Annotated in this window: 14 protein-coding genes and 1 pseudogene; 12 read left to right on the plus strand and 3 right to left on the minus strand. The window is 46.7% G+C overall.

Features of this window, described 5'->3' with window-relative positions:
• Positions 1–88 precede the first annotated feature (88 nt).
• From VGB26_12410 to VGB26_12420, 3 genes are all read left to right on the plus strand, one after another.
• A complete protein-coding gene (locus tag VGB26_12410) occupies positions 89–601 on the plus strand; it encodes an Hsp20/alpha crystallin family protein (GenBank protein HEX9758579.1) in 513 nt (170 codons plus the stop codon).
• A 220-nt stretch (positions 602–821) separates the two neighbouring features.
• Positions 822–986: a zinc ribbon domain-containing protein gene (locus tag VGB26_12415; protein HEX9758580.1), complete on the plus strand. Its 165-nt coding sequence runs from the start codon at positions 822–824 to the stop codon at positions 984–986.
• 105 nt (positions 987–1,091) lie between these two features.
• Positions 1,092–1,436 carry a hypothetical protein gene (locus tag VGB26_12420; protein ID HEX9758581.1) on the plus strand — a complete coding sequence of 115 codons (345 nt, stop codon included), beginning with the start codon at positions 1,092–1,094 and terminating at the stop codon, positions 1,434–1,436.
• Positions 1,437–1,458: 22 nt separating this feature from the next.
• Here VGB26_12420 and VGB26_12425 read toward each other — a convergent pair whose 3' ends face one another.
• Complete coding sequence (locus VGB26_12425; GenBank protein ID HEX9758582.1) at positions 1,459–2,385, minus strand: L,D-transpeptidase family protein; 927 nt, start codon at positions 2,383–2,385, stop codon at positions 1,459–1,461.
• Between the two features lie 122 nt (positions 2,386–2,507).
• Here VGB26_12425 and VGB26_12430 point away from each other — a divergent pair, with 122 nt between their 5' ends.
• Positions 2,508–2,804: a hypothetical protein gene (locus tag VGB26_12430; protein ID HEX9758583.1), complete on the plus strand. Its 297-nt coding sequence runs from the start codon at positions 2,508–2,510 to the stop codon at positions 2,802–2,804.
• A gap of 44 nt (positions 2,805–2,848) precedes the next feature.
• On the opposite strand, the gene VGB26_12435 is transcribed toward VGB26_12430, so the two are convergent.
• Positions 2,849–4,036, minus strand: a complete 1,188-nt coding sequence (locus VGB26_12435; GenBank protein ID HEX9758584.1) for a PQQ-dependent sugar dehydrogenase — start codon at positions 4,034–4,036, stop codon at positions 2,849–2,851.
• Between the two features lie 303 nt (positions 4,037–4,339).
• Here VGB26_12435 and VGB26_12440 point away from each other — a divergent pair, with 303 nt between their 5' ends.
• The 8 genes and pseudogenes from VGB26_12440 to VGB26_12475 all read left to right on the plus strand — a co-directional run bounded on the left by VGB26_12440 (position 4,340) and on the right by VGB26_12475 (position 10,693).
• Positions 4,340–4,906: a YaeQ family protein gene (locus tag VGB26_12440; protein ID HEX9758585.1), complete on the plus strand. Its 567-nt coding sequence runs from the start codon at positions 4,340–4,342 to the stop codon at positions 4,904–4,906.
• 43 nt (positions 4,907–4,949) lie between these two features.
• On the plus strand, positions 4,950–5,138 hold the full coding sequence (locus VGB26_12445) for a hypothetical protein (GenBank protein ID HEX9758586.1): 189 nt from the start codon (positions 4,950–4,952) through the stop codon (positions 5,136–5,138).
• A gap of 502 nt (positions 5,139–5,640) precedes the next feature.
• The gene (locus VGB26_12450; GenBank protein ID HEX9758587.1) at positions 5,641–6,354 is read left to right on the plus strand and encodes a thioredoxin domain-containing protein; all 714 of its coding nucleotides are present in this window, start codon (positions 5,641–5,643) and stop codon (positions 6,352–6,354) included.
• Positions 6,332–6,778: a vitamin K epoxide reductase family protein gene (locus VGB26_12455; GenBank protein HEX9758588.1), complete on the plus strand. Its 447-nt coding sequence runs from the start codon at positions 6,332–6,334 to the stop codon at positions 6,776–6,778. The genes VGB26_12450 and VGB26_12455 overlap by 23 nt, the downstream gene beginning before the upstream one ends.
• A gap of 307 nt (positions 6,779–7,085) precedes the next feature.
• Complete coding sequence (locus VGB26_12460; GenBank protein ID HEX9758589.1) at positions 7,086–8,081, plus strand: zinc-dependent alcohol dehydrogenase family protein; 996 nt, start codon at positions 7,086–7,088, stop codon at positions 8,079–8,081.
• Between the two features lie 480 nt (positions 8,082–8,561).
• On the plus strand, positions 8,562–8,909 hold the full coding sequence (locus VGB26_12465; GenBank protein ID HEX9758590.1) for a hypothetical protein: 348 nt from the start codon (positions 8,562–8,564) through the stop codon (positions 8,907–8,909).
• A gap of 54 nt (positions 8,910–8,963) precedes the next feature.
• Positions 8,964–9,698, plus strand: coding sequence for a Bax inhibitor-1/YccA family protein (locus tag VGB26_12470; GenBank protein ID HEX9758591.1), 735 nt, complete (start codon positions 8,964–8,966; stop codon positions 9,696–9,698).
• Between the two features lie 347 nt (positions 9,699–10,045).
• Positions 10,046–10,693 (plus strand): annotated as a pseudogene (locus tag VGB26_12475) (class I SAM-dependent methyltransferase).
• A gap of 51 nt (positions 10,694–10,744) precedes the next feature.
• On the opposite strand, the gene VGB26_12480 reads toward VGB26_12475, so the two are convergent.
• Positions 10,745–11,071: a hypothetical protein gene (locus tag VGB26_12480; GenBank protein HEX9758592.1), complete on the minus strand. Its 327-nt coding sequence runs from the start codon at positions 11,069–11,071 to the stop codon at positions 10,745–10,747.
• Positions 11,072–11,377 lie beyond the last annotated feature (306 nt).

Below are 11,377 nucleotides of genomic sequence, written 5' to 3' on the forward strand. Positions count from 1 at the left end.
TGGGAAAAATCCAATTGTAAGCTTATAACTCCGGGGATCCATTTATAGGGAAAAAGACAAAAAAAACAGTAGAAAAGGAGATTTAGCCATGAACAAGAAAAAAGAGAAGAAAGGAAGGACCCTTGCTCCGTGGAGGCGGCCGTTATCTGAAGTGACTTCTCGGGAAAGAGAAATGGAAGAACTGTTTGAGGATTTTTGGAAAAGACCTTTTGGGAGGTTCCCCTTTAGTCTGAGCTGGCCTTGGAAGCGCGGCCCATGGAGTGAGGTCGGTTTTACAGGTCCCGCTGTGGAGATCTTTGAGGAAAAGGGAGATGTGGTCGTAAAGGCGGAGCTTCCAGGAATGAAGAAAGAGGACATTGATGTTAACATTACCGAAAATTTTATCACCCTAAAAGGGGAGAAGAAAAAGGAGGAGGAGAGAAAAAAAGAAGGTTATTACTACTCCGAATGCTCCTTTGGGTCCTTTGAACGAACCATCGAAATCCCCAGGGAGGTTCAGATTGACAAAGCCCGCGCGACCTTTAAAGAGGGGGTCTTAGAATTAAGATTGCCTAAAACCGAAGAAGCGAAACGCAAAGAAGCAAAAATTAAGATTGAATAAGAACACCCCATAGAAAGTTAGCAGATAAAAGAAACCTCTTTTTGACTTTCCGGCTAGTTGTTCCTAAAGGTCGGGGGGTTTATTAAAAAGAGGATATGTTGTAGTCAAATTCATTCTTCCCTTCAGGCAGGGCGGTTTCCATGGAGACGAAAGAGTCTTTTTTGTTAAAAAGGGGAACCGTTTTTTTTCGCTTGAGGGAAACAGGAAATGGAGAGCGTAAATGCCAATATATGAATACCGGTGCGAGGAATGTGATAAGGTTTTCACTGTGGCCTTGTCTCTTTCCGAAAAAAATAAAATTGTCGTTCAATGCCCGGGTTGCAACAGCAAAAAAGTGAAACAACTCATTACCTCTTTTCAGGTTAAAACGGAAAGTAAAACCTAGAGATGGCCAAGGGGTTCTGGAACCCCTAAAGGGGGCTTTTGAATTGAAACAGTGAACAAAGAACGTACAGTGAAACGCTCTTCAGACATTTGAAAGGGGAAAAAAATGAATCATCGAACGGGAGTTATGTTAAAAATGGTTATGGTTTTGGGTATTTTGATGTTTGCCGCGGCATGTGCCGGACCTGGAGCCCTCCAGCAGGATGACAGGGATCTCCTTCAGGAGGCAATTACCTCATCCAGACAAGTCAATTCGGCTGCGAAAAAGGTAGAGTCCGATGCAAACAGGGCCGAAACCGCGGCCAACCGGGCAGAATCAGCCGCAAAACGTGCGGAGTCTGCCGCAACCCGGGCGGAATCTGCGGCCATGCGGGCAGAATCCTCTGCGGAAAGGGCTAATCAAGCCGCCCAAAAAGCTGTAAAATCTTTCGAGCTTCAACAAAAAAAGTAGTTTTATTATCTTTGGATGAAAATTATCCGGAAATTAAATGAGGAAGGCCATTGTTTTTGGTGATGGCCTCCTGAAGGGTCTTTGGGTCCAACTGGAAACCCAGGTTGATTTCTTTTATCTTCGAGAGAGCAGCATGGTAGAGCTTTTGGGGTTCCAAGTTATTTTTATGGACCTGGATATAGAGACCGCCATTTTTAAATCCCACTTTAAGGGGCTGGTTGACAATTTCAACCCGTAATCCTCTGGCAGTTTGATCGAAAAGCCATGGCATATCTTCGGGGTAGAGCCGTATACAGCCCCGGCTAATCTTTCTTCCTACACCCCAAGGCCGGTTAGTCCCATGGATTCCATAGCCGGGAACTGAAAGTTGAAGCCAATATCCCCCCAAGGGATTTTCCAGACCTAGAGGTATCACTTGTGGTAACGAAGGATCTTCACGTCTTGCCGATGCAGGAGGAAACCAGGATGGATCTTTGAGTTTATCGGTAATCCGGAAGACACCTACCGGGGTGGAGAGCCCCTCTCGGCCGATTCCAATGGGAAAGGTTTTCACCATCTTCAATCCTGCGGCTTCAAAGAAATAATATAGCCTTAATTCGGCGATATTGATCACAATCCCTTTATCCTCCGCATCTGGGAGGATCCAGACGGTGGGAATAATCAGCGGGGTGCCCTTTGGAGGTAACCAAGGGTCTATTTCAGGGTTAACACTGAGCAGTTCAGAAAAACCCAATCCGAAGAACCGGGCGATTTCATGAAGAGATTCATTGTTTTTAACTAAATACGATTGTGGAAACCCAATAACGGTTTCCTCGGAGATTTGATAAGAATAAGCACCCCCTCTGGTGGATGAATAGGATGTTGGGTCTTGGGGTTGGTTTTCAACGCCATAGCAAAAACCTTTCACTAATAACAAGGAGGTCAATAGGGTTACCCATTTTTTAAACATAAACTTTGAAACACATTCCGGTTCTTACTAAAAAGGTTTTCAAGGGCATTATTGCAGTTTAGGAGAATTTTCGGTTTAAGGTATAAAAAGTAAAAGGACACAATAAAAATGAGCTTTTTTTTGTGGTCAATAAAAAGGGGGTTTCAATCATTAAAAATAAGGCTCATCGTGGAAGTGAGTGGGTAAATTTTGTCATTACCCGTCTGTCCGGCGGGCACTTGCAGGCAGGGGAAAGCGAAAATCCAGGCCCTTCCCGTCATTCCCGCGAAACCTGTCCTCGAATGCCTCTATCGGGGAGCGGGAATCCAGAAGATGTTGATTTTAAGGAGCCATATCGGATTCCTGCCTGCTGGCAGGCGGGCCCGATAAAACCATTCGGGAATGACGAATCGGATTTTTGTGGGACATCTCATATTTGAAGAACCCCCAGCAGGCGGGGGAAGTCGGGGCGGGCTGTAGGGACTCAATTGGATATGATGCGGTAAACGCCTCCTTGGGCGGTGAGGATGTAAATTTCTCCCCGGTTGTCCTCCCCAAATGAGGTGATCTCACCGTCCGGACTAAGGGAAGGCCATTCCGTTTGCTCCGTCGCCTGCCCATTCTTGTATATAAAACTTCTAACCCACCCGGCACAATAATCCCCATAGAAATAGGTTCCCTGAATATTTGGAATTGCCGTACCGCGGTATACATAGCCTCCGGTGACTGAACAATTTCCGCCGTCGTGATCATAATCCAAAACAGGCAGTCTCAAACCAGTCATGACGCAATTCGGATTTACACCCGGTGTGCAGATGGTTCCTTCCATAATATTCCATCCATAATTAAAGCTTTTTCCTCCACCGGATGTTCCCGGTGCAACATTGATCTCTTCCCGAGCGTTCTGTCCCACATCCCCTATGTAAAGGTCGCCCGTCTGGCGGTCAAAACTAAACCGCCAGGGATTCCGCAACCCAAAATCCCATAGCTCTTCCCGAGCGGAAGGGTGGTTTCTGAAGGGATTGTCATTGGGGATTGAAAAGTCTCCATCAGGCCTAACATCAATTCTCAAGACAGAGCCCAGCAGATCTGTTAAATCTTGGCCGTTTCCCTGGGGATCATTCCCGGAGCCCCCGTCCCCCATGCCGATATAAAGATAGCCGTCCGGACCAAAAATGATATTGCCGCCGTTGTGATTGGAGAACGGTTGATTAATGCTTAAAAGAAATCTATCCGGCACTGCCTGTGCAATATCGGGATTGGCAGAGACTTGATAGCGGACAATCTGGGTATCCCCGGCAGTGTCGGTGTAATTAATGTAGAAGCGGCCATTGTTGGCATAATTTGGATCAAAAGCAAGTCCCAAAAGTCCTTGTTCGAATCCCTTGGAGACCAGAGGCCGGATATCCAGGAAAGGCGTTCCCAACAGGGTTCCGTTTTTGATGACGCAGATTTGCCCTCCTTTTTCAACGATAAAAAGGCGGCTATCGTCTCCCGGAACGGTTGTGAGGAAAACAGGAAAATTAAGGCCGGTGGCCACAATTTGTAATGATAAGGAAAGAGGTAAGGTCGTTGTGGCCTGGTTTTCGGAATTCTGTCCGCATCCCAGCGGTAAAGTGGTCATCATAACCACAATAATTGCCACAGTAAACTGAATCAATTGATTAAGCATCGTTTTCCCCAATAATAGATGATCAATTTGAATTATTTTACACCAGTCAGAATACAAAAAAACATCCCTAACACCTATTTGGTTTATCTTGTTTATCTGGTTGATAACGTTTTTCAGGGGATTCCTCAAACCTCCAACCTTTATCCTCCAACAGTTTTTCAATGAAACCTCCTAATCAATTTTCTTGAGATCATTCAGGGATTTCAATATACTTTGGTGAGACATGAAAAATTCCTGAAAAAATGGATGGAAAATAACGGAAAAAATAACATAATCTATTGCTAACTTTCTTTTGATAACGCCATGGCCTTCAACGCCACCATCTATAAAGCCGTACTTCAGATCGCCAATTTGGATCGGAACTACTATCAAGAACGGGCGCTGACCCTCGCGCGGCATCCATCGGAAACCGACGAGCGACTAATGGTGCGGGTTCTTGCCTTTGCCCTGCATGCAAGCGAGGGGCTTTCGTTCGCCCATGGACGTATTGGAGCGGGTTTAATAAAAGCCGGGGAAGAACCCGATCTATGGAAAAAAAATCTGACCGGGGAGGTTGAGCTGTGGATCGAGGTGGGCCTTCCGGATGAAAGAGCCATTCGCAAGGCCTGCAACCGCGCACAACAGGTTGTCGTTTATGCCTATGGGGGCCACAAAGCCGACCGGTGGTGGGAACAGAACCGTGGCGTATTGGGACAGGCGAATAATCTGACGATCGTCAATCTTTCAAACGAGACCACCCGCGCCATAGCGGCCATGGCCCAGAGGGATCTCAAGTTGAATTGCACCATTCAGGATGGGCATATCTGGTTCGGGGAAGGGGAGGAGACGGTGGAGGTGGAATTGACGGTGATGCTGAAATGCAAAACATGACCCTTTTCAGTCGGCTCTGTATTTTGCCTTGGAAAGGGGTTCAATGACCTATTGTGGGGGAATGCTTCTTGATTCCGGGTTGGTTTTCGCCCCTGATTCCCGGACCAACGCTGGAGTGGACCAGAGCGCAACCGTTCGGAAAATGACCGTGTATGAAAAACCGGGCGACCGTGTATTGGTCATGCTGGCTTCGGGGAACCTCTCCGCCACCCAGGGGGTGCCAATATTCTGAACGAGGAGGGTACCCCAGAAGATAAACACGAGACCATTTAGAATGTGACTTCATTGAGGCGGCCCATCTGGTGGGAGGGGCACTCCCATAGATCTGCTCTGCTATGAGCGGGACAGTTTTCGCGTAGCCTTACGGCGGAGTATTGAGGAATGTGATCCCTATTTTAACGAAATAAAGCGGCTTTGGTCCGAGGGAATTCGAAAAACATTTTCCGAAATTCCAGATCCGACCTGAACCAGTTTTCTTTTCTAACCCCATCATTCCCACTGAACCTGTCCCCGTATGTTTTATACCAAAGCTGGAACGATTCGGAGTAAACGGAAATGGTTGGAAAAGGGGAAACCAAAGATTTTTTCCTTCCCTTCGCAATGCCAAAGGAAGATGGATCTGTATGAGTTAAGAGGTTGAACTTATGATAAAAAGAATTGATAATGGTCATTAGGTATTTGAGCGTTCGACCCAGATCTACAAATTCTTTTATATAAAAGGAGTCTTCTCTCTTTTGAAACAGGAAAAAACACCCACCAAATTAAAAGGTTCTTCCCGGATGGCATTGTGGTCAGTGGTTCTCATTGGGTTGATTGCAACCACTTTTTTTATTGTGTGGTTTGCCGCTTCCCCTCCTTCTTCCCCCTCTCCGAAACCCGTTCAAACGGAACCTTCGGGGATCATCAAACCTTCCCTTGGGATAGGTCCCGGCGATTGGGTCGAAGGGAGCAGAGAGGCAAGGACGGTTTTGGTAGAATACAGTGATTTCCAATGTCCAGCCTGCCGTGCGTATGCCCCATTGGTAAAACAACTTCATACCGAACTTGGAGATCAACTGGCCATTGTCTATCGCCATTTTCCCTTGTCCAACATTCATCAACACGCCCAAATGGCCGCCCAGGTAGCGGAAGCGGCGGGGCTCCAGGGGAAATTTTGGGACATGCATGATCTGATGTTCAATCATCAGGAGGAATGGTCAAAGGAAGAAAACCCAATGGACTTATTTCTAAAATACGCGGAGGAACTCTCATTGGATCTGGAAAAATTTCAAAAGGATCTTCATTCACAACAGGTTAAACAAGCCATCCGCGAAAATGTCCAAAGCGGTGCACTTCTCATTATTGAAGGGACCCCCACTTTTTTTCTGAATGAAATTAAAATTCAGAACCCGCAATCCTATGGAGCCTTCAGGACACTCATTCTCAATGAAATTGGCCCCACCCCCTAAATGGATCATAGGTCTGTTTCTTCTGATCAGTTTTATGGGTTTCGGAGATTCAACCTATCTGGCCGCGAAACATTATCTTGGAACTCCTCTGAACTGCTCGGTGTTTACGGGTTGTGAGGATGTAACTTCCAGCCCCTATGCCACGATTCTGGGGGTTCCCTTAGGTGTTTACGGTGGAGCCTATTACCTGGGGATCTTCCTTTTTGTCATCGGGTTTATTGATACGAAGAATAATATTTTTCTGTTGGCCGCGGTCATAATGACCCCTTTTGGGTTTGCGGCATCGGTTTGGTTCGTGTATCTCCAGTATTTTGTCCTTCAGGCCATTTGCCCTTATTGTATGGTCTCAGCCGGGGCATCAACCCTTCTGTTGGTTCTAGGCCTCCTTGTTTTCATAAACTCTGGAAAAAGGGAAAGCACTTAACCGAAGGGGAACGCCTGTATTTCCACTTTCCGTTTCAAACCATAGGCTGGAAGGTCATCGGAATGGAGGGGATGGGAAAAATGGAAGCCCGGGAAACATTTGCCCGGAGTCGGACCAAGTAAAGGGATTGAAATAGATACAAAAAGAGTAAATAATGGGTTTTAATTTCGCCAGTTCGGCTTGTTGCATTTTTAAAAAGATTTCCTATGCAATCTAATTGTACAAGAAAACATAACCGTACAAATCACCTGCCCATTAGGCAACATGATCTTGTCCCAGAAAATTGAAACATTAAAGGAGGCCCGTTATGCCAAAGATCGTTCGCTTTCATAAAACAGGAGGACCGGAAGTGCTCAAGGTCGAGGACTTACCTCTTACAGAACCTGGTGAGGGCGAGGTCCGCCTGAAAGTGGAGGCCATCGGCCTCAACCGTGCCGAGGTCATGTTCCGGCGGGGACAGTATCTGGAAACCCCCGAACTTCCTTCAAGGCTCGGCTATGAAGCGGCCGGGACCATCGATGCCGTGGGATCTGGAGTCAGCGGTGTCAACATTGGCGATCGCGTCAGCACCATACCCTCCTTTTCGATTGGAAAGTATGGCGTCTACGGCGAGAGTGCTATCGTCCCGGACTACGCTGTGGCCCGTTACCCCGACAATCTAACGGCGGTGGAGGGGACGTCGATCTGGATGCAGTACTTGACCGCTTTCGGCGCGCTCATAGAATTCGGTCAATTGAAAAAAGGCGACCCGGTATTGATCACCGCGGCTAGCAGCAGCGTCGGCCTGGCCGCGATTCAGATCACCAAGGCCGCTGGGGCATTGGCCATCGCCACGACCCGAGGTCCTGACAAGAAACAATTTCTCTTAAACGCGGGGGCAGACCACGTAATCGTCAGTGATGAAGAAGACTTGGCAAAACGGGTCATGACCGTTACCGCCAACACCGGCGCCCGAATCGTTTTCGATCCCGTTGCCGGGCCTTTCCTTGAGAAGCTCGCCGAAGCCGCCGCTCCAGGGGGAATCATCTTCGAATACGGCGCGCTATCACCGGAACCCACAGCCTTCCCCCTCTTTCCCGTGCTTGGGAAAGGTCTGACGGTGCGAGGCTATCTCCTGTTCGAAATTGTCCAGGACCCCGAGAAGCTCGCCCGCGGCAAACAGTATATTTACGATGGTTTTAAAACCGGCAGCTTGAAACCCATCATCGACCGCACCTTCCCCCTGGAAGCCATTATCGATGCCCACCGGTATATGGAGTCTAACCAACAAAAAGGCAAAATCGTGGTCACAGTCCAGGTATAAGGAATTTCTTTTCTAATCTGAAAATAAGAAAAGGGGTCAAATTTATGAAGAGGATGAAGTTCACCTTTTTGGCTTTTTAGAAGAGTTATTTTCTCCAGTTCCCGATCCAGAATTAAATAAAAGAACCATTTTATATTTCCCGGTGTCTTCAACTGGATTCCCGCTTGTGCTGGAATGACCGGATTAGAAATAAAAAACAAATATTTTTATCGATAAAATAATAAATAAAATTATACTGTTAAGTTATTAAACTTAAAATTATAAAATATGTTTTGATCTGATCAGAAAAACACTGCTCTAGGCCCGGGAGTTACGGGAGATAAAAATTAGACGTTGGAGTTTTGAGGTTTATTCTTGGATTCTAGCTCCCCGTTTTCAACATGCAAGAGGAGGGTGCCCGAGAATGACGGCCTTGATTTGTTCAAATATTTTGGGGGATACGCCACTAGGGGCCTCAGATTTAATTTTTTGGACTTATAAATGATCGTATTTATAACCATTTGTTTTTTTCTTTATGGCGGGCTGGGAACCGTGGCGTATATGTATGCAAACCGCAAGAAAAGGCTTTTTTGGAGTGATATAGCGTCCCCGATATTCGTCGTTGTTCTGTGGGTTTTTATCACAGCATCCGGTTATGGCCCCCAAAGCCTAAGCCATATCATCGAGGTACCTTTTGCGCTTTTGTCTTCCCTTGTTTTGTTGAACCTTCGGGTATTTGTTGTTGACCGATATTACGAGAAGTATCGGTTTAACTCTTATGCCGGGTTGGCTTTATCACTTTTCATTGTATTCTTGTTACGAACTTTCATGCCCTATCTTCCAGAGTAGAGGCATGTATAAAAATTAATCTATAAAAATAAAATAAATGAGGAGAAAAAAATGATGCGTACAGGAAACCCAATGCTTCATGGAGAAACATTTACGTCTGCCGGTGTGGGCGTAATTGGGGAAAGGATGACCATTGAAGGCACTGTGAACAAAACCCTTATCATGCTTTTCATTCTGGTCCTGGCCGCAGGATGGGTATGGGGTAAAACCATGGGACAAGAAGCCCCTATTGGATTAATGATGGGTGGGGCGATTGGCGGTTTTATTGTGGGCCTGGTAACCTTTTTTAAGAAAGATTGGGCTCCCATCACAGCTCCTATCTATGCGGGTTTGGAAGGTTTGTTTTTAGGGGGCATTTCAGCCTATTTTGAAACCAAATTTCCCGGAATTGTGATCCAGGCGGTTGCACTTACCTTTGGGACCCTTTTTTGCCTATTGATTGCCTACCGGTCCGGTATGATTCAAGTGACCCAGAATTTCCGGCTTGGAGTGGTCGCGGCAACGGGGGCCATTATGGTTGTGTATCTGGTCTCGATGGTCATGGGATTTTTCGGTACCGGCATCCCCTTTATCCATGAGGGGGGAACCATTGGAATTCTATTCAGCCTTTTTGTGGTGGTGATTGCCGCACTCAACCTGGTCCTGGATTTTGATTTCATTGAGCATGGTGCCGAAGCGGGAGCGCCGAAATTCATGGAGTGGTTTGCCGCTTTTGCCCTGATGGTGACCCTGATCTGGTTGTACCTGGAGATTTTACGCCTCCTGGCAAAACTCAATAGCCGGCGGTGAGTAAAATAAAAAACGAGTGAGGGGTGAGGCGTTACTAAAGGCGTAAGGTTGGACTTGCCCCCTTTACTTTACCTTTTGACCCCGTTGGACTCCTTAACTGGATTTTACGTCTTAAAATAGAGAATAGTTCAACCTTAAAATTGACCCTTTATTTCGGAGATTCCCATAATGAATCAAGAAATCAAATCGGCCTCACCAACCTCAGAAGACGTAGCCGCGCACTATACCGCTGCGCCCGAACATCTTCGTCTTGACTCAAGAACCGGAAAGTTGGAGAAAAAACGGTTGCAGGATTTCATGCAGCGCTTCTTGCCACCCCCGCCGGCTGTTGGTCTGGATGTGGGAGGAGAGCCGGGGTGCACGCTTCCTGGCTTGCAGGCAGGGGCTATAAAGTCCATTTGATTGATATTATGCCGGATCATGTGGAGCAGGCTGAAAGGGCATCATCCGCTCAACCCGAGACCCCGCTTGCCAGCGCGTCGGTGGGAGATGCACGTTCTTTGAATTGTCCTGACGCAAGCGTCGATGGTGTTCTGCTCTTCGGTCCGTTGTACCATTTAACAGAACACAAAGACTGCATGAAATCTGTCTCGGAAGCTCATCGCGTACTCAAACCGGGTGGAATCTTAATGGCCATCGGCATCTCACGCTTTGTCTATGCATTAGACGGTCTTTTCCGGGGTTTTTTGGATGACCCGGAATCCATTCCGATTGTCGATGGCGATTTGAAGGATGGGCACCATTTGAACCCAACAGGCAATCCTGACTATTTTACGGATGCATTTTTCCACAATGCCGAGGGACTCAAAGCCGAAGTACGAGAGGGAAAGTTTAAACTCCTGGGCTGTTTTGGTATTGAGGGGCCGGGCTGGCTAATCCCCAATTTTCATGATCACTGGAATGACGAGGCGCGCCGAAATCGTCTTTTAAAGATGGTACGTGGAATCAGAACCCAGTTTATATGGTCTCAGCGCTCACCTCATGGCGGTTGGTAAAAAGTTCTAAAACTAAAGGGGTCAAATTGGACTTGCCCCCAGGTTATTCGATTACTTCAATGGCAAAGGTATTTCCCCTGCTTTTTTGGCAGCATCAGTGGCCGTTCCTGTTAAAGAATCCTTGGTTCCTGTCACCATTTTTCCTGCCTCATCATCAGCTCCCGTGGCCAACTTTTCGGCTCCTGAACCCATTTTTCCTGCCTCACCAACATCTCCTGTGTCCATCTTTCCTGCCTCATCAGTAGCTTCTGTGGCCATTTTTTCCGCCTCAGATGCCGCACCCTTGGCTTTATCCAGCATTTTTACTTCTTCACCTTGCTGTGTACAAGCGGCGAGCATAAATACTAACCCCGCGCCAATCATAAAAAATTTGTTCATTTTTCCCCCTTTTGTAGTTAAATGGTGGTAATCAGTAAAACCCGATTGGATAAAGGTGAAAGGCACCTTCTTTTCCTTTGGGCATTCCCAAAGATGGGATACCTTTTGACAAACGCGTTAGGGTAACCCCCCTTATGCTTCAGTGTCAACATAAATAAAGAAAAGTGTCAAACCAAAATAGAAATGTCCTATTCTTTCCAAAGTAGAAATGTCCGGTTTTTAGGTAAACGAAATGTCATTTTTTTTCTAATTGAGAGAAAATGTGAAAAACAAGTGAGTCATTTTTTTGAGGATCAAACCCCTGTA

It is taken from the genome of Nitrospiria bacterium (assembly GCA_036397255.1).
Taxonomy (GTDB): domain Bacteria; phylum Nitrospirota; class Nitrospiria; order DASWJH01; family DASWJH01; genus DASWJH01.